The organism is Vibrio sp. Evd11 (assembly GCF_900382755.1).
Taxonomy (GTDB): domain Bacteria; phylum Pseudomonadota; class Gammaproteobacteria; order Enterobacterales; family Vibrionaceae; genus Vibrio; species Vibrio lentus.
In genome coordinates this window covers 1-19372 of the sequence record NZ_OSDX01000008.1, presented here as the reverse complement: position 1 = coordinate 19372, position 19372 = coordinate 1, and the positions used below count along the sequence as shown (strand labels likewise).

14 protein-coding genes and 2 pseudogenes are annotated in these 19372 nt (G+C 43.3%); 10 read left to right on the top strand and 6 right to left on the bottom strand.

All coding sequences use genetic code 11. The annotated features are described in order from the left end of the window. Positions 1 to 21: 21 nt before the first annotated feature. A complete protein-coding gene (locus ED652_RS05090; protein ID WP_017060401.1) occupies positions 22 to 603 on the bottom strand; it encodes a TfoX/Sxy family DNA transformation protein in 582 nt (193 codons plus the stop codon). 357 nt (positions 604 to 960) lie between these two features. On the opposite strand from ED652_RS05090, the gene ED652_RS05085 reads away from it, so the two are divergent. The 5 genes from ED652_RS05085 (at position 961) to ED652_RS05065 (ending at position 6456) form a co-directional block, all read left to right on the top strand. After that, positions 961 to 1881 (top strand): HDOD domain-containing protein, encoded by a 921-nt coding sequence (locus ED652_RS05085; protein ID WP_017108222.1) that lies wholly within the window; start codon positions 961 to 963, stop codon positions 1879 to 1881. Positions 1882 to 1936: 55 nt separating this feature from the next. Beyond that, positions 1937 to 2842 carry a lysine exporter LysO family protein gene (locus ED652_RS05080; protein WP_122053728.1) on the top strand — a complete coding sequence of 302 codons (906 nt, stop codon included), beginning with the start codon at positions 1937 to 1939 and terminating at the stop codon, positions 2840 to 2842. A gap of 110 nt (positions 2843 to 2952) precedes the next feature. Next, positions 2953 to 3480 (top strand): hypothetical protein, encoded by a 528-nt coding sequence (locus tag ED652_RS05075; RefSeq protein ID WP_017111640.1) that lies wholly within the window; start codon positions 2953 to 2955, stop codon positions 3478 to 3480. 118 nt (positions 3481 to 3598) lie between these two features. Then, on the top strand, positions 3599 to 5242 hold the full coding sequence (gene panP, locus ED652_RS05070) for a pyridoxal-dependent aspartate 1-decarboxylase PanP (RefSeq protein ID WP_017101464.1): 1644 nt from the start codon (positions 3599 to 3601) through the stop codon (positions 5240 to 5242). Positions 5243 to 5601: 359 nt separating this feature from the next. Beyond that, complete coding sequence (locus ED652_RS05065) at positions 5602 to 6456, top strand: MurR/RpiR family transcriptional regulator (RefSeq protein ID WP_004734686.1); 855 nt, start codon at positions 5602 to 5604, stop codon at positions 6454 to 6456. 117 nt (positions 6457 to 6573) lie between these two features. On the opposite strand, the gene ED652_RS05060 is transcribed toward ED652_RS05065, so the two are convergent. Further along, positions 6574 to 7875, bottom strand: coding sequence for an iron-containing alcohol dehydrogenase (locus ED652_RS05060; RefSeq protein WP_122053727.1), 1302 nt, complete (start codon positions 7873 to 7875; stop codon positions 6574 to 6576). Between the two features lie 406 nt (positions 7876 to 8281). Between ED652_RS05060 and ED652_RS05055 the strand changes: the two genes are divergently transcribed. Beyond that, positions 8282 to 8545: a GrxA family glutaredoxin gene (locus tag ED652_RS05055; RefSeq protein ID WP_009847069.1), complete on the top strand. Its 264-nt coding sequence runs from the start codon at positions 8282 to 8284 to the stop codon at positions 8543 to 8545. 249 nt (positions 8546 to 8794) lie between these two features. Next, positions 8795 to 10477 (top strand): aspartate:alanine antiporter, encoded by a 1683-nt coding sequence (locus tag ED652_RS05050; RefSeq protein ID WP_017111638.1) that lies wholly within the window; start codon positions 8795 to 8797, stop codon positions 10475 to 10477. A 257-nt stretch (positions 10478 to 10734) separates the two neighbouring features. Here the strand turns inward: ED652_RS05050 and fabV are convergent, their stop codons facing one another. The 3 genes from fabV to ED652_RS05035 form a co-directional block, all read right to left on the bottom strand. Then, the gene (fabV, locus tag ED652_RS05045; RefSeq protein ID WP_029223635.1) at positions 10735 to 11937 is read right to left on the bottom strand and encodes an enoyl-ACP reductase FabV; all 1203 of its coding nucleotides are present in this window, start codon (positions 11935 to 11937) and stop codon (positions 10735 to 10737) included. A 209-nt stretch (positions 11938 to 12146) separates the two neighbouring features. Then, positions 12147 to 14429: an acyl-CoA dehydrogenase gene (locus ED652_RS05040; RefSeq protein WP_017111637.1), complete on the bottom strand. Its 2283-nt coding sequence runs from the start codon at positions 14427 to 14429 to the stop codon at positions 12147 to 12149. Between the two features lie 55 nt (positions 14430 to 14484). Further along, positions 14485 to 15114: a TetR/AcrR family transcriptional regulator gene (locus tag ED652_RS05035; protein WP_029223634.1), complete on the bottom strand. Its 630-nt coding sequence runs from the start codon at positions 15112 to 15114 to the stop codon at positions 14485 to 14487. Between the two features lie 880 nt (positions 15115 to 15994). Here ED652_RS05035 and ED652_RS05030 point away from each other — a divergent pair. The 3 genes and pseudogenes from ED652_RS05030 (at position 15995) to ED652_RS05020 (ending at position 18043) form a co-directional block, all read left to right on the top strand. Beyond that, positions 15995 to 17302, top strand: a pseudogene (locus ED652_RS05030) (TolC family outer membrane protein). Next, positions 17302 to 17700: pseudogene (locus tag ED652_RS05025) on the top strand (OmpA family protein); the annotation flags it as partial. The pseudogenes ED652_RS05030 and ED652_RS05025, both read left to right, overlap by 1 nt. 199 nt (positions 17701 to 17899) lie before the next feature. Further along, a complete protein-coding gene (locus ED652_RS05020) occupies positions 17900 to 18043 on the top strand; it encodes a hypothetical protein (RefSeq protein ID WP_162497971.1) in 144 nt (47 codons plus the stop codon). Positions 18044 to 18266: 223 nt separating this feature from the next. Here the strand turns inward: ED652_RS05020 and ED652_RS05015 are convergent, their stop codons facing one another. Continuing rightward, a complete protein-coding gene (locus tag ED652_RS05015; RefSeq protein ID WP_122053726.1) occupies positions 18267 to 19304 on the bottom strand; it encodes an IS110 family transposase in 1038 nt (345 codons plus the stop codon). Between the last annotated feature and the right edge of the window lie 68 nt (positions 19305 to 19372).

The following is a 19372-nucleotide window of genomic DNA, read 5'->3' as shown; positions in this document are numbered from 1 at the left end:
AAGCATAGAGGGATGACTTCTTTAGTGGCAGCTCTTCAATAATTGCTGCTTGCGTGGTTCTTGCAATAGTTTCCAGTGGATACCATCAATTGCGCCCGCAAATTTCCAAAGTAATTTTAGGTCAACATCATTGCCGTACGCTTCGCGAACCTTGTTAAATACTTCAGGTGCGCCTAACTGCATAAACATTGAAACATCATCAACACCCGCTTTTTTCACCATGCGCTCTAATGTAAGTTGCATGTTTGGAAGATCTCTCAATCTACGGCTAGCTGATGATTTTTTGAAGCTACGTTGTTGAATTGAATTATCGATTGAAGTACGAATAATGCTATCCAATTCAGGGTGTTCGCATGTAAACAGATCAGTAATATCGTAGTAATTTACGGTTGCTGTTGTCTGTTTTTTTACATGACGATACTTTTCACAATCAAGATCCGTCAGTTTCTTATCTAATGACTTTCCACCTCTAATGAATAAACAACCTTCACTCAACAAAGCGAACATAGCGTCATTTTGAAAGAGGCCAATACCTCCAAACATAGAACGTTTTTGATGCTCACCAAATTGATTCACGTAATTAATAAATGCTGTCTCGGTCATATCCGTTGATCCTTAATCAAATTACCCCGATTAGGTTGATCACCAGACAAGCAGCTTTTTTATGCGAAAAATGTTAAATCTATTTTTTATTGTTTAGGTGAATATTATGATTTCGTTTTTCACCTTTAAATAAATGATACTTCGAAAAGAAAAATAAGTCTGGACTTAGTTCACATCAATCAATTGAGTATTCTGGTTTTTCATGATTGACATCACAGTAAAACATCAAAATATGAATGATTTTTGACGATCGCTGATACATCGGTTCAAGTTTTCTAGGGTTATGAGGCCCGATGAGTATTGCCTCACAGCATCACGGCTTGTAAAATAGCTCCACATACATTTTTTACTTTTTATATGAATCATTTATCGTTTTTCTGGCTACCACAAAATAAGGCTCTTCTCTTAAAGGGTCTAGAATCAGAGTTTGCCCAACTTGTTGGCCATTCTATCTCAGCGGGAAAAATAACCCTTCCTCCTATCCCTGAAGTCGTCTTAAAAATTCAAAAATTATGTACCCAAGAAACGACCGGCATTGCCGAAGTTGCTGAGTGCTTACTCGAAGACCCGGGCCTAACCGCTATCGTGATTCGCGTCGCTAACTCTGTGGTATTCAACAGACGAAATATCACCTGTGTCGACATTATGACGGCGGTATCTCGCTTAGGGATATTGAGAGTAAGAGACATCGTTACTGCCCAAGCTATCGAACAACTTAAGCATTCTGTGAATCTAAACCACGAATGTAACCAAGTTTTGGTTCAAAGCGCTTCTATCTCAAAAGAACTTGGCGCAACGATGGTACTGGTCACTAATAGCTTCAAAGAACTGTCCCCTATCGAATATCGCTACCTAGAGCATGAGAAATCTCTACTCGTCGGACTATTAGCCGATATTGGTTTGTTCTGCTTAGTGAGTGAGTACCACCTCTACCTTGAAAATGGCAACTACCTAGACCACGACATCGCTCTGCAAATATTCCAAGGCCAATGCTCTGCAACCAGTAAGCTGGTTCTTAGACGTTGGGGATTCGACAGTGACTTCATTGATGTGTGTAGTAACACCATCAATCAGCAAGAAGAGCGCGAAGTGTCTTACCTTGATATTGCACGAATTGCCAATCACCTTTTGATGTTTAGAAACAAGGATGAAAACATCGATGAGCATGAAGTGGAGCTTAATGTCACGGGTGCCGAAGTTCTTTATAAATTAAGCAACTTGAGTAAAAATGATTTTAATGCAAAGCTAAGCGACGTTATCAACGCTAGCGGCTTCTAAGTCACCGTAAAATTGCTAAGTAGTTGTAATAGTAAGTGAATGTAAAAGGGAAAGCATGTTTACAGGGATGATCTTTATATTTGCGCCACTCGTCGTGGGGTATCTTTTTTCTATATCAAACACCCAGACGTTAGAGTTCATTAACCGCTCGACGTCTAGGCTGATCTACGTAATCCTCTCGCTTATGGGGCTGAGCCTAGCCGCGCTCGATAATTTAGGCAGTAATCTACAGACAATCCTTCTTTATACTGTCACTTTCTTTGTCTGTTTAAGCGTATGCAACCTAATGACGCTGCCAGCAATCGATAAATTACTGCCGCTTAAAACTGACAGCAGCCAGAAAAAGCTCCCCCTGTCTTCAATGGCGATGGAATCGGCAAAGTTGATTCTGGTGGTCGGTTCTGGCCTCGTTGCAGGCTTGGTTCTCCCAATCGGGCTCGATTGGGTCGATACGGCAAGTGAATGGATCCTATTCGTTCTTCTGTTCTTTATTGGCATTCAACTGCGTAATAGCGGATTGACCCTTAGACAAATCTTACTGAACAAACACGGTATGGTGATCGCTCTTACGATTATTGTGACCTCAATGATCGGTGGTGTAATTGCCGCTTACTTACTTGATATTCCCCTCTTCAAAGCCTTGGCGATGTCATCCGGCTTCGGTTGGTATTCCCTCGCAGGCATTCTAATCGGTGACGCTTTTGGCCCTGTTTATGGTGGTGCTTCGTTCATGCTCGAACTACTGAGAGAGTTGGTAGCCCTAGTACTGATCCCGGTGCTGATTCGCAGTTATCCGTGTACTTCTATTGGTTATGCAGGTGCCACCGCGATGGACTTCACTTTGCCTGTGATTCAAACAACAGGGGGAGTTCGATGTGTCCCTATCGCCATCGTCAGCGGGTTTATATTGAGTCTTCTCGTCCCTATTATGATGTTGTTCTTTGTATCTCTTGCTAACTAGATCGCAGGAATAGCGATTGTTTTAGATTAGAATGCATCTCTGAATACCAAAGCCCAAGATACCGATACAGTTACCGAAATAAAAAGAATAAACTTACAAAAGGAACCACTATGAAACGCCTTTGCGTCGCATTACTGCTAGCTTCAACTTCTACTTTCTCTTTTGCAGCAGATTCAATGTCTGAAACAAACCAGTGCCAAGCAACAAAATACGATGCGTACATCGACGCTTCTTTGAATTGGTATGCTGATCTTGCTGCGTTAACCTCTGAGCAATATCCAGAGCTCGAAGAAGTCAGTGAGTGGTTCCTAGAAGGCCGTAAACACCATTTTGAACTCAACCGCGCGGCGGTAAACTACTACTTAGTGAATGATCCAAGCAAAGTTGCGACAGCTCAGTCTGTTGAAGGTTGGTTACAACTAGAACAGCACGATATTAAGACGCTATCAACACGCGATGATGAGCTTGGAAAAATTGCGAAACAGACGTTCGACGACCGTCAATCAACACCTCACGCTCAAAACTACGAGCTACGTTCAGCGTTTGCTGAGCTGCTTAGCCACCCTAAGCAAATCGACACTGCACTACAGCGTTACAACCAGTCGATAGCTAAACTTGAAGCGATCAAGTGTAAATAACCCTTGATTTACTATGCTTTTGTGGGAAGTTGGATTTCATAATTAAGACGGGACATTGTTCCCGTTTTCGTTTAAATTGTCCCGCTCGCGTCAATATAAGAAAAATAACTCGCTTGCTATGGTTACGGAACAAAAAACAGCAGATGTTAGCTTCGACAGTCTTCTACGTATCTTTACAGTACCAGAAGGCCCGGACTCAACACTCACTCAAATCGAAGACAAACTTTCACGAAACCTGAATCAATTCTTACGTGAACATATTGTGGCTGAAGAAAAGCCGCTGCGTGAAATTGAGAAAGATTTTTCAAATGCTCATATCCCAGAGCAGCCTGAGTTTGTTTCTGAACATACTGAGCATCTCCTCGATTCTCTTGTATCTCATTCTGTACATACGTCGTCGCCAAGTTTTATTGGTCACATGACGTCTGCGCTACCCTATTTCCTGATGCCGCTGTCAAAAATCATGATTGCGCTCAATCAGAATCTAGTAAAAATCGAGACCTCAAAAGCTTTCACTCCCCTAGAACGTCAAGTTCTGGGTATGTTACATCGCCTGATTTATCAGGATAGCGACCAGTTTTATTCTCGCTGGATGCACAGTGCCAACCACTCTTTAGGAGCGTTTTGTTCTGGCGGTACCATCGCGAATATTACTGCGCTTTGGGTTGCTCGTAACAATGCACTAAAAGCACAAGGTTCGTTCAAAGGTGTGGAAAAAGAAGGCTTATTTAAAGCCATGAAGCACTACGGCTACGAAGGCCTTGCTATCTTGGTTTCTGAACGTGGTCACTACTCTCTGAAAAAAGCAGCGGATGTCCTTGGTATTGGTCAAGAAGGTCTAGTGTCTGTTAAAACGGATAACGACAACCGCATTTGTACAGACGATCTAAGACTCAAGATTGAACAGCTCAAGCAGAATAAGATAAAGCCTTTCGCTGTCATTGGTGTGGCTGGTACAACCGAAACTGGTAATATCGACCCTCTAAGAGACATTGCAGAAGTCTGTGCCGAATCCGATTGTCATTTCCATGTTGATGCCGCTTGGGGCGGCGCAACGTTGATGTCGAATAATCATCGTCATTTACTTGATGGTATTGAGTTAGCGGATTCTGTCACGATAGATGCACATAAACAGCTCTACATCCCTATGGGTGCGGGTATGGTTTTGTTTAAGAAGCCAGACGCGATGACAGCGATTGAACATCACGCTCAATACATATTGCGTAAGGGTTCGAAAGACCTAGGTAGCCACACTCTAGAAGGCTCTCGTTCTGGTATGGCGATGCTCGTTTATGCTTCGATGCATATCATCAGCCGTCCTGGCTATGAGCTACTGATCGACCAAAGCATCAACAAAGCGCGCTACTTTGCTGACCTGATTAAAGATCAAAACGACTTCGAACTGGTTTCAGAGCCTGAGCTTTGCCTACTGACCTATCGCTATGTGCCTGAATCAGTCAAAGCAGCACTACTCAAGGCTAAAGCACCAGAGCGTGTTGAACTGAATGAGTTACTGAATGAACTGACCAAGTTTATTCAGAAGAAGCAACGTGAAACGGGCAAGTCTTTCGTATCGCGAACCCGCTTAAACCCCGAAATATGGGCGCATCAGCCAATCATCGTTTTCCGTGTAGTATTAGCAAACCCACTGACGGGCAACGATATTCTCTCTTCAGTGCTTGAAGAACAGCGTGAAATCTCTAAACTAGCACCCAACTTGATGAGTAAAATCACCAAATTGGTTAAGCTAATCAACGCCTAGCCATTCAATTTTAGTTGCATCAAATTGAAAATTTCTTTCTTTTTGATGTAACTTAGCTGTCAGTTCATACTCAATTTGCATTCTTTTTGCTCAAACCCTCTTCCAATTCTGTAGTTTTCTAAAATTTTGTTGAGGTTTGTCATATTCTTAAGCATTGATGCCGTGTTTTTGTATTAGTGAATAGTATGTTGGGTTTATACTGACTCTATGGTGCTAGTTAGCTTGATATCTCTTTGATGCAGTAGAATTTACAATACCGAATATAAGTTTGGTTTTGTATTTTCTTATGTTTGTTTCAGCCATACCCCCTGGTAAAAGATATTAACTAGCAAGTTGTTCTCTATACCCTTGTGAACACTATGAATACATTAGAAAAAATACAAAAAAACCTGGAAAATTTCAGCAAGTCTGAGCGTAAGGTAGCCGAAGTAATCATGGCTTCCCCTCAAACTGCAATTCATTCTAGCATTGCTACCTTAGCTAAAATGGCTGACGTAAGTGAGCCTACAGTTAACCGTTTCTGTCGTCGTTTAGACACTAAGGGCTTTCCTGACTTTAAACTTCACCTAGCTCAAAGCTTGGCGAACGGTACACCTTACGTGAACCGTAATGTTGAAGAAGACGATGGCCCAGATGCTTACACACATAAGATTTTCGAATCGACTATGGCTTGTCTGGATGTTGCTAAAAACAGCCTAGACGCGATGCAAGTAAACCGTGCGGTTGACTTGCTGACTCAAGCAAAACGCATTTCGTTTTTTGGATTGGGAGCTTCTTCTGCCGTAGCGAAAGACGCTCAAAACAAGTTTATTCGTTTTAATATCCCTATCACGTGTTTTGAAGACATTGTGATGCAACGAATGAGCTGCATTAACTGCAGTGATAACGATGTTATTGTTCTTATCTCTCACACTGGCCGTACTAAAAGCCAAGTTGAGATTGCGAACCTTGCTCGTGAAAACGGCGCGACCGTCATTGCTATCACAGCAAAAGATTCACCGCTAGACAAAGCAAGCTCGCTGTCTATTTCGCTGGATGTTCCAGAAGACACTGACGTTTACATGCCAATGGCAAGCCGCGTTGTTCAGATGACGGTGATCGACGTCTTAGCGACAGGCTTCACGCTTCGTCGTGGTTCTGGTTTCAGAGAGAACCTAAAGCGTGTGAAAGAGTCACTTCGTGATTCACGTTACGAGAAATACTCTCAGTTCTAGTCTGCTAATACATGACCTGAGAACAAGTTGAATTAAAAAACGGAGCCTAGTGCTCCGTTTTTATTTGTCCCGAGTTAGCTTAGCTTTCTCGTTATGTGTGCTTTCTACTTTCTGTTATTAGATCGTCCAGCTATTACCTTTCTCTACTACATTATTTTCAGACGCATAAGAGTTGATAATGGTAAAACTCGACTCCGTAACCTGTTCTGGGGCACGTTGAGCATCTTGACTCATCGAAGCTGTCTCATGGTATTCACCTCCACAGTCACACTCCTCACAAACCTGCTGAAGGATATGCACAAGCCTCTGTTGATTCAACGGTAAAGGATTTCCCTTTATAGCAACAGACTTAAGCGCGTCACTAGACACCTCATCAAACTGAGCTTCGCAGACACCAAACTCCAGTAAGCTTGGAAGCTTTAGCGTGTCCAACACTTCAGATAACCAAGAAATCGCGTCTTCCTCTTTCGCCTCAGAGCTCCCTGTAACAATTTGAGCAATTCGTTGATAGCGAGCTAATATGTCACCTCTCTGCTGTTCTCTCGCAACAGCGATGTTCTCCATCATCACAAATGGCGCTAAGCGCGCTGTTATAACACTGTGTGGTGCGGATATCTTGCCACCTAACGCAGAGGCTAATCCATGCGCAGCTCCAAGCTTGGCATTGGTTATCGCTATTCCACCCAACATAGAAGCGAAGGCAAGATCAGAACGAGCTTGAGGTTCATCATAAACGCACGCTTTAACCACAGAACCACTTAGTTTGCTTAGCCCTTCCTCACAGATCATATCGGTGAGCGAATTAGGCTCACCACACACATATGCTTCCATTAGATGCGTAAAGGCATCCATGGCTCCACGTCCTGATAAATACAAGTTGGTGCCGTACGTTAAGGTCGGGTCGACAATCGCGACGTCAGCTAGCATGTCTGGACTTCTAAGGCTTATCTTGACTTGATCTTGTCCAGACTTAAGCACCGCATTTCTTGTGACCTCAGCGCCCGTACTCGCCGTTGTAGGAATCGCAATGAACGGCAGTGGTTTAGCCTTGAGTGGTACATTCCGACCGACGACTTCCACATAGTCGTATAAATTACCTTGGTTAGGTAAAACAGCAGCTAACGCTTTTCCCATATCAATTGCACTGCCGCCACCCATTGCCATCACCATATCGGGTTTAAATCGCCGAGCAGACGTGGCAGCCTCTTCGACCATTTTGATATTGGGTTCACCGGAAACGGCAATGTGTTGATAACGCATGTTTTGCGCATCGAGGTAATCGGTGACCAGTGAAGTGCGTTCTAAAGTGTTGCCAGTAACCAATAACACGCTGTAGCCGTATTGATTAAAGAGGGACAATGAAGCCTGAAGTGCTCCATCACCAAAGATGATCTTTGTAGGTGTCATAAATTGAAACATGGTGCCTCCTGCGCCTATGACCAAACAAAACTGCGAACTCTTGGTTATTGGAATTTAGCCTTTGTATCGTGCATCACTATTAAGATGCCTCGTTCTGTAGGCGCTTTTTTTGACGAGGTGCAACTTGTGGCGTTAAAGATGGATTAAAGTCGTATTTTTAGGGGTAATTCACACTCTCAATTTGTGGGTACTCAACGATGGTGACAGGCAGTTTGCGAGCCCCTTTCTATTTATGGTGAATATTTGCGCTGATAGGTAAAAGCTATCGTATTAAGAGGCAATTCCATCTTTATTTCCCCATAGCATTGAGGCATAGTTGGTTTTAAGAAATTTTGAGTGGCATTCACTAAAGAATAGTTAACATAATAGAGTTAACGAGCCTCATCCCGTATTTAGGAGAAATTAAATGTTTGTAGTTATTTTTGGTCGCCCTGCTTGCCCATTCTGTGTTCGTGCAAAAGAGCATGCTGAAACTCTTAAAGCTAAACGCGATGACTTCAACTACCGTTACGTTGACATCCACGCTGAAGGCATCAGCAAAGCTGACCTAGAGAAGACTGTTGGTAAACCAGTAGATACAGTGCCACAAATTTTCATCGATCAAGACCACATCGGCGGCTGCACAGAATTTGAAGCATACGCAAAAGAAAACCTAGGTCTTTTCGACTAAGCTAAGACTTCTCTTACGAGATCCAAGGCTAAAGCCTAAAACAGCTAACCAATTTAAACGTTAGACTGTACGATTTATATCAAGCCCGCTCACTGTAGCGGGCTTTTTTATGACCAGTTTTCGTACGGAATAATAATAAAGTCAAAATCAAGTAAAATAGCAAAATATCGCTTATATTTTATTTATATTTAGATACAATTCACCTCTCAAACTTACCCTGTGTTTCACGCCAATTATTGAGCGACCACTGTGAATATCGACGTTGTTTTTCTGTTAGAACAAAACCCCATTCTCCTCATCTTTGTTGTTTTATCGATTGGATTAGCCATTGGTAAAATTCGTTTCGGTAGCCTCCAACTTGGCAATTCAATCGGTGTTCTGATTACTTCCCTTATCATGGGACATCTTGGTTTTTCGTTTAACGCTGATGCGCTCACGATTGGCTTCATGCTTTTCATCTACTGTGTGGGTATTGAAGCAGGACCAAACTTCTTTGGTATCTTCTTTAGAGACGGTAAGCACTATCTCATTCTGAGCCTTGTGGTGCTCTCTACCGCAATTGCTTTAACGTATTTCAGCAGCCATTACCTCGGGCTGGGCTTTGGTTTATCCGCAGGCATGATGGCGGGGGCCTTAACAGCAACGCCGATATTAGTAGGTGCTCAAGATGCTCTGAATTCTGGGCTTGCAGAATTACCAAGAAACATGGATATAGGCCTGATCATCGAAAACCTATCAGTTGGTTATGCGATGGCTTACTTAGTTGGCTTAATCAGCATGATTATGTTTGCTCGCCTTATTCCAAAGCTTCAGAAAGTTAACCTACACGATTCAGCTGAGCAAATCGCCCAAGAGCGTGGCTTAGGTGCTTCAGGGCAACGTAAGGTTTACCTTCCAATCATACGAGCTTACCGTGTAGGACAAGAGCTTATATCTTGGACTGACGGTAAGAACCTGCGTGAACTGGGTATTTATCGCCAAACGGGCTGTTACATCGAGCGTATTCGTCGTAACGGTATTCTTGCCCACCCTGATGGTGATGCAATCCTGCAAGAAGGTGATGAAATTGCATTGGTTGGTTTCCCTGATAGCCACGCGCGTCTCGACCCAAGCTTCCGTAATGGTAAAGAGGTTTTCGACCGTAACCTTCTCGACCTACGTATCGTGGAAGAAGAGATCGTCGTTAAAAGTGACAGCATCGCAGGTAAACGCCTGTCAGACTTAAACCTGTCTGAATACGGTTGTTTCCTTAACCGCGTAGTACGTGCTCAAATTGAAATGCCGATGGACTTAAACATCGTGCTTTCTAAAGGTGATGTACTGCAGGTCAGCGGTGAAAAGAGTCGCGTTCACGGTCTAGCTGAGAAAATTGGTTTCATCTCAATCCACAGTCAAATGGCCGACTTGATGGCCTTCTGTAGCTTCTTCATTCTGGGCATTTTGTTTGGTTTGATCACCATGACATTCGGTCAGGTTTCATTTGGCTTAGGTAATGCGGTCGGGCTGCTTCTATCAGGCATCATGCTTGGCTTCTTAAGGGCGAACCACCCTACTTTCGGTTATGTGCCTCAGGGGGCGTTGAACATGGTCAAAGACTTAGGTTTGATGTTCTTCATGGTCGGTATCGGCTTGAGCGCCGGTGGTAAGATGTTTGAACACTTAACGCAAGTAGGCCCTCAGGTCATCGGTATTGCTCTAGTAGTGAGTGTTCTGCCGGTATTCTTCGCTTACTTAGTCGGTGCTTACATATTGAAGATGAACCGAGCTCTACTATTTGGTGCCATCATTGGCGCGCGAACCTGTGCTCCGGCGATGGACATCGTAAATGACCACGCTCGCTCAACTATCCCTGCTCTTGGTTACGCGGGTACGTACGCGATTGCCAATATATTGATGACCTTAGCAGGCACCTTCATCATCATAATTAGCTAGTAGCTGCGGCTTTAAAGCAACCAAGCTTAGATATTTCGAATGCACTAATTCATCTTTGGATTAGTGCATTTTTTGTTAGTTCTTCTCTTCCGCTTGCTCTTAAATCTCTTCGCATCCCGATACTCGTATCTGCTCTTAAACCTCTTCGAATCTCGCCACTCGAATCCCGTATCTGCTTTTACTTTTCCATATCTACTTTTAAAACAAAAAAATAGGCGCTCAGTGAGCGCCTATTTCGTTTTATTCGATTGTTTGAATTAGATGTCAGCTACATCAAATTCAACAGCTGGGTTAACGTCAGCTTCGTAATCAACGCCTTCAACACCGAAACCGAACAGCTTCAAGAACTCTTCTTTGTACTCTACGTAGTCAGTCAGTTCTTTCAGGTTTTCAGTTGTGATTTGAGGCCATAGGTTACGACAATGCTCTTGAATGTCGTCACGAAGCTCTAGGTCGTCTAGACGTAGACGGTTCACTTCATCAACTTCTGCTGCGCTGCCATCTTCTTTGTATAGACGTTGGCTGAACATACGGAAGATCTGTTCCATACAACCTTCGTGAATACCTTCTTCACGCATCTTCTTGAACACCATAGCGATGTAAAGAGGCATAACAGGAATCGCAGAACTTGCTTGAGTCACAACAGATTTAAGAACAGCAACGTTTGCAGTACCGCCAGTTTGGCCTAGTTTTTCGTTTAGCGCTGATGCTGCACGATCTAGATCCATCTTAGCTTTACCTAGTGCGCCATCCCAGTAGATTGGCCACGTTAGTTCAGTACCGATGTAGCTGTAAGCAACAGTCTTACAACCGTCAGCTAGAACACCCGCTTCAGAAAGTGCGTTGATCCAAAGTTCCCAATCTTCACCGCCCATTACAGTAACAGTGTCTTTGATCTCTTCTTCAGTAGCAGGCTCAACACTTGCTTCGATGATCGCATCTTTGTTTGTATCTACCGCTGTAGATGTGTACGTTTCGCCGATAGGCTTAAGAGCTGAACGAATTACTTCGCCAGTCTCTGGCATTTTACGCACTGGAGACGCCAGTGAGTACACAACCATATCGATCTGACCTAGGTCTTCTTTGATCAGGTCAATTGTTTTCTGTTTTGCTTCGTTAGAGAAAGCATCGCCGTTAAGGCTTTTTGAATACAGGCCTTCTTCTTTAGCTAGCTTGTCGAACGCTGCTGAGTTGTAGAAACCAGCTGTGCCAGTTTTTTTCTCAGTACCGGCTTTCTCGAAGAAAACACCGATAGTAGAAGCGCCGCCACCAAATGCTGCCGCAATACGTGAAGACAAGCCGTAGCCACTTGAAGAGCCAACAACTAGTACACGTTTAGGTGCGTTTGCGATTGGGCCTTGAGCTTTTGTGTAAGCAATTTGTTCTTTTACATTAGCTTCACAACCGACTGGATGTGTTGTAGTACAGATGAATCCGCGAATTCGAGGTTTGATGATCATATTCAACTTCCTTAAAAAATCAGGTTAAGGATAAGAGTTTCGTGCGCAAATGGCATCTAATTTCTGTAAAAATGTGGTGAAAATACCAGTGGTTGGAGCACTCAACTAATATTTGCTGACTAAGTCGCCATTTGTTAACGCTTCTATTGAGACTTATACGACAAAAACAAAAAAGGCACCTTATTAGGTACCTTTTATCATTTCGTTATCTAAGCAACGCTATTTAGCTTAGGTTTTAACTCTTTTCGCGTCAAAGTTTCACTAAAGTCATGACTGAAGTGGTCAACTTGAATCGCTGTGTAACGAAGTTTATCAGCAGCAACAATTTGGTCGACTTCTTCTTGCGTCAGAACATCAGCAGCAAGTGCTTGAGCCAGTTTATCTGCCAGCAAGCCTTTACGAGCCACTTTGCCTTCTTTCACTGCTTGGAAGATCTTACGCTCCAGAGGCTTGATGCTGTACATCGCATTGAAAGCGTTCTCCATAAGGCCAACACTATCATCCTCTTCCTTGCCGATGTAGCAAAGGTGAGTCAGACGTTCACGGTGTGCACCCGGAGTCATCAAGCTTTCTGCTAGTTGAACTGTTAGGTTATCACTCGGTTTTTCGAAGTGGTTACCTACAGGGAATACTAGACCTTTAAGTACTTTACCCACCATCTTGTTCGGAAAGTTACGGTACGCTTCTTGTAGTGATTTAGCCGCATTGTGGAAACAATGTTGAACCGCGTAGTGTACGTAGTCTAGGTCAGCTTGTTGGCGACCTTCGTCTTCATACTTCTTAAGTGCAGCAGAAGCCATGTATAGGTAACTTAGACCATCACCCAAACGCGCAGAGATAAGCTCTTTACGTTTCAGTTCACCACCTAGCGTCAGCATTGCGAAATCCGCACTGACTGCAAGCGCACGGCTCAAACGAGTCAGGTCTTGGTAGTAAGGCTTAGTTGGACCGCTCATGTCGGCTTTAATGAACTTAGAGCCTGTCAGTGCTGCACCAAATGCGCCAAACGTGTTTTTAGTTGCGTGTGAGATGTGCTTGAACAACAAGCTATCAAAGTCTTTTGCACCTTGCTTCTCGTCTGGGTTCGCTGCCGCTTCCATTTCGCTCAATACGTATGGGTGACAACGTGTCGCACCTTGACCGAAGATCATCAGGTTACGAGTTAGGATGTTCGCACCTTCTACTGTGATAGCAACTGGAATACCTAGGTAAGGCGCAGCCAAGTAGTTCATTGGGCCATCTTGAATTGCACGACCTGAATGGATATCCATTGAGTCATTCAGAATAGTACGTGCCATTTCTGTCATGTGGTATTTGGCGATAGCCGTTACGATACCCGGCTTCTCTTTCATATCAAGTGAAGTGGTTGTCAGTGTGCGAGTCGCTTCTAATAGATACGTTAAACCACCAATACGACCTAAGCTCTCCGCAACACCTTCAAACTTACCAATCGACATACCGAACTGCTTACGAACATAAGCGTATGCACCGGTCGTTTTCGCCGTTAGGTGGCCCATCGCCGTGCCAAGTGCTGGTAATGAGATACCACGACCTGCAGACAGACATTCCACCAGCATACGCCAGCCTTTACCTGCGTAATCTGCGCCACCGATTAACCATTCCATAGGAATAAATACATCGTGACCGCGTGTTGGACCATTCATAAACGCAAGACCAAGTGGATCATGGCGCTCACCAATCACAACACCTTCGTGGTCTGCCGGGATAAGCGCACAGGTGATACCGATGTCTTCTTTGTCACCCAATAGCTTTTCTGGATCGTGAAGTTTGAAAGCCAGACCAAGTACTGTCGCCACTGGTGCTAGCGTAATGTAACGCTTGTTCCAATTAAGCTTGATGCCTAGTGTCTCTTTACCTTCGTGCATGCCCATACACACAGTCCCGACATCAGGGATACCACCCGCATCAGAACCCGCTTCAGGGCCTGTTAATGCGAAACATGGGATATCTGTACCGTCAGCAAGACGTGGTAGCCAGTAGTCTTTTTGATCTTGAGTACCGTAGTGAGACAGTAGCTCACCAGGGCCAAGAGAGTTTGGAACCATTACCGAAACCGCAGTACTGATACTACGCGTTGCTATCTTAGTTACGATTGTAGAGTTGGCGTGCGCCGAAAATTCACGACCACCGTACCCTTTCGCGATAATTAGCGAGAAGAAACGCTCTTTGCGTAAGAAGTTCCACACCTCTTCAGGAAGGTCTCGATCTTCTTTTACAATTTTGTGGTCATCAAGCATAGCGAGCAAAGTTTCAAGTTCATTATCCATGAACGATTGCTCTTCTGCTGTCAGCTGAGGTTTTGGGTACTGGTGAAGCTTCGTGAAATCTGGTTTACCAGAAAACAGCTCTCCGTCCCACCACACGCTACCCGCTTCCATCGCTTCTTTCTCGGTGCTAGATAGTGGTGGTAGTACTTTTTTAAAGAGTTTAAAAGCTGGGTCACTTACCCATTTTTGTCTTAGAGAGCTCATAGTTCAGATCCTTTTGTTCACTATATTGTTTGTGAATATTTTGCTTTTTATTGTTTTATTCTTTTGCTGACATGCCAGCGGCCAAAAATGGAATGAGAATATCGACCACTGCCTTCGCATCTATCTTTCTGTCATAGTCATTCTCTGCAATTTCTATTAGAGCTTGGCTAGATGCCATGGTGAATACACAAGTCCCTAGGGTGAAGTGTAATCGCCAAAATAACTGTTCTTGAGTGAGGTTCGGGTTGGCTTTCATTACTGAGCTGGTAAACAGAGTCAGTACTTCGCTGTAGCGAGTTGTAATGAACCAACGCAAGTGACCTTGCACATCCGTATAACCTCGACCGATGAGTAACATAAATCGACTCGTACCATTTGGCCTTACATCATTCAGTGCTCTTAGCGGCTGTCTTAAAGACTCAAACACGTCACTCATAGAATACGTTTCGTTCAAGTTTAAGTTCACTAAAGCGTCTTGCAGTGCAGGCATAAATGCTTCTAAGTATCGATTTAATACGGCACGAACCAGAGTCTTCTTATCGCCAAAGTGGTAGTTCACTGAAGCAAGATTGACATTGGCTTTACCCGTAATGGTGCGTAAAGAGGTGTCATTAAAACCGTGCTCAGCAAATAAGCCTTCAGCCACATCTAAGATTTTGTCTTTGGTTGTACTTCTTGGTGCCATTTCAATCACTCGTATTAAACAACTGTTTGAAATATACGCTTAGTACATTTATTTAACAAGCAAGCAACATCACATTTTCACAAATTGGTCGTACCAGTTAATTACTTTATTCACTAACCGATTGAATCGATGCATGTTTACAAAAAAGGAAAAATTAATGAATTTTCTGGGAACTGAAATAGAAATGGCGGGTCATAAATTAAGTAGAAAACAGAGTATTTAGAAGTTTAACAGGCCGTCAAACTTGTCTCTCCCCTGCTTTCTTAATTACTGCATTTTCCTTATTAACTCCTATACTTGTATCCGCCCAAACCGTGTTGGTTTGGGCTTTTTTTTGCTTTGCTTTTAACGTTCGAAAATAACCACAATAGATGCTGCAAGTACACTAACGTTAGTTGACCTAAACAGTGTCATCTACCCATAAGCCGACACTGGTTATCTGGCAAACTTCACACTCAATAACCCCAAGCTTATATAAACAGCATATCTCCCCCCCTGGACTCCCTCAATATCACACCTGTAGCTTCGCGGGATCTCACCAAGCTTCACCTGATTGAGTGCATTTAAACGTCTAAAAGTCGAGCTAACACCTTTGGCACGTTCTTGTCGTCACATCGACAATTAAAACAAGTCCACACCATATCTTCACCTATTTGAGTAGTCACCTCGTTCCAACCCACAATTAACTGAGGCAAAACTTTCAAACTCCCACTACTGATAAATTAATCAATAACGATAGCGACTTACATTCAAAATAAGCCCAACAAACTTAGCTTTTCTGCACATATGTCCTAAGCTTCGTTTAATACCCTTTTTCAATTAAGCAGTTAAACGCAAGTTGGGAAACGGCGGGGACATTAAAAGTAGAAGGAGACCTACTTTGAGACTGTTTAAATTATCCATCATGTGTTGCTTAGTCGCTGCAACTCCACTCTCAGCTCAAACTTTAGAACAGGCTGTTGCCATCACCTTGGCTACCAACCCTGAGATAAAAAGTATCTTTAATGATTTTGTGAGTGTACAAAAACGAAATGACGCCGCTGGTGGAGCTTATAGACCGAGTATCGACCTTGATGCGGGTATTGGTTACGAAGGCATAAACCCTGCACCGAACAACGGCCCAGATACAGACCTTACAAGAAAGGAAGCTACAATCTCCCTGACTCAACTGTTATAGGATGGTTCATCAACTCTAAACGACATTGATCGTACCGCCGCAGAAGCAGAATCGGTTCTCTTACAACTGTTAGCGGATGCCGAAGACAAAGCGCTAGAGGTCACCCAGATCTATTTAGACGCAGTAAAAGCCACTGAAGTTTTAGCCCTTTCGGAAAGTAACCTTGCTATCCACAAGAAAATTTATAAAGACATCAAAAAGCGCGCTGTGTCAGGCATAGGCTCAACCGCAGATGTATCTCAGGTAGAAGCTAGGATTGCAAAAGCTCACGGCAATTTATTAGCCGCACAGAACAACCTAATTGATACCCATACTCAATTTCGAAGAGTAGTCGGTCAAGAACCACTAGGCTTGGTTTACCCAAGAGCCGATATTTCTATGATTCCTTTATCATTAACCGATGCCCTTGTTGATGCTCTAGACAAACACCCAGTCATCAAAGTCGCTGCTGCAGATGTCGATTCAGCGCATTTCCAATACAAACAATCAAAAGGTGTTAACTACCCGACATTCTCTATTGAAGCATCTCAATCATGGCGTGATGATGCGGGGGGCGATGAAGGTTCGAGCCAAGAAACACTGGCAATGCTGAGAATGCGATACAACTTGTACAACGGTGGAACAGACAGCGCTAATTCTGAAGCCGCCGCTTACCAACTGAACAAAGCGAAAGACCTGAGAGATCGTGCTTATCGCCAAGTTGAGGAAGGCCTTCGTCTTTCATGGAGTGCCTTAGATCTAACACTGCAACAAAAGAACTTCTTATCTGATCACGTTGATTCAGCTTCGGAGACCGTTATCGCTTATGAAAAACAATATCGAATAGGTAAACGTACTCTGCTTGATCTACTCAACACCGAGAACGAACTATTTGAAGCCCGTAAAGATTATCTCGATGCACATTACTCTGAGCAGTACGCTAAATACCGTGTAATGAACGCAACAGGTTCTTTATTGAATGCTCTACTGGTCGACATTCCAGAAGAGTGGACAACGGCCGTGGAGTATTAATGATGAAAATAACTTACTTACTACTTCCCGTATTATCGATGACTTTATTTGCCTGTTCGAGTCAGCAGGAAGAAGACTACATCGAGACACCTGAAGCGGAGCAAATTTCTGACCTGCAAGACGATGACAAAGATGGTGTGGTAAACGCACGAGATACCTGCCCTGGTACACCCGAAGGTTCTCAAGTGGATAACGCTGGCTGCGGGGAAACTATTCGTTCGCAAGAAGTCAGACAGTTGAAAATCCTTTTTGCAAACGACTCGTACGAAGTTAACCCAATATTCTCGGATCAAATCAGCACCATGGCGGAATTTTTAGAAACTTACAAAAGCGCATCAATTGAGATCCAAGGTTATGCAAGTAAAGTCGGCTCCAACGATTACAACTTAGACTTGTCTGTGCGACCTGAGGTCGTATGAAGCGTTGTTCACCGCTTAACGAGTGAACCATCTGTATCACCAGATGAACCTACGAGCCTGAATAAAGCAGCGGCTCGGACAATGTAACGAAACTTGGCCGTTGGGCTGAGTGGGGAAAGAATCGTGAGAGGACGTTCCTCCTGAAAACCACAATTCGGGTAAGTGCTAGGTAGTCAGTATGATGAACGTATGTGAATCCATTCAAGGTGCGTTATATGATGAAGCAGCGGAAGTGGTTAATACGCTGTGGCCAAAAGGCAATGAGAGTTGGAAAGAGGTTGGACAGTACTTTTTCGTGGTCGCCGTACTCTCCGCACTATAGTGGGTATCTTATGTGGACTCCCCATTGTCAACAGTAATCGTCAGTAAATCAGAAATAAATGCGCACTTATGTACGAGCTCAACAAGAGTAGCTAACTCAGGCTCTACGATATTTACGCGAGTTAGTAGCAAATCTAAGCTACGAGTTCAAGACTCTCAGATGCCCGCTGCTTTGACTAACTGATTTTCATCCAATTTATGCATTTTACTGTTAAGACAATTTACTAAGATACTAACGGTTCAGCTTTATATTCTGTACCTTGAGTTAAAATAGCAAATGCTGTTCTGACATTTTTATTTGCCAACGCTACCGCAGCACACTTCTTACCTCTACGTTCAATTAAATTTTTTAGCCACTCTTCTTTTTTTGTTTTCGGTGGGCGATTGGCAACCTTGCTTACGATCGACATCGCACCAGTAATCAATTGGCTTCGAAACAGAGTATTTTTAAAACCTCTTCCTATCGAACCGATTTTAGCTCTCCCCCCACTTGAATGTTGTATTGGTGTGAGCCCTATGCAGGCTGCGGCTGCTTTCCCTTTACTAAAAGCTCCAATGTCAGCACACCCGAGCGCGATATATAAGTTAACAGCATTAAGGATACCGATGCCCTCAATTTTAAGTAACTTCTTACATTCAGGATGATAATTCAAAGATTCTTCAAGGCAGTTGTCGTAAATATCAATCGATTCAACCAGCGATAAATATTGATCCCAGGCAGTAGATATTGCCTGACGAAACGAAGGTGAAAAACCATTATCTGCGTCTTCTAGGGTTTCATCAATTGTTGCTCTTAACCCCCCATTTCTGTTGGAGACTTGAATATTTAATTCAGATAACAAAGCAATCAATTGGTTTTTAGAAGCGGTTTTTTGTCTTATGCTTAGTTCTCGTAAGCGGACAATCGATTGTAGTTGCTGCTGTTCGGCTGTTTTACCTTGAATAAAGTTCACATCAGGTAACAGTGATGCTTGTACTATCGCCAAAGCATCATTTTTGTCAGTTTTCTGATTTTGTCTGACCACAGCAACTAATCTCGATGAGATTAAACGAGCATCATGCCCATGAGAAGAGGCGAGTTGCTTCCAATAATTCGAAGTACCACAAGCTTCAAACACGATTGTGGCAGGCCTTGAATTTACTAACCAATAAGTAAACGCCTTCGGTGTCATCTCTGTATTTGAGTGCACTTTTCTGTTTGTATAAATACAAACTTGGATCACTTTTTTAGCTAAATCAACGCCAACAATCGTCTTGTTCATTTGAATCTCCAAATTATTTTGAACCCTACTATTGTAGGACTTAGGGTTGGGGAGTCCAATTATCTAAG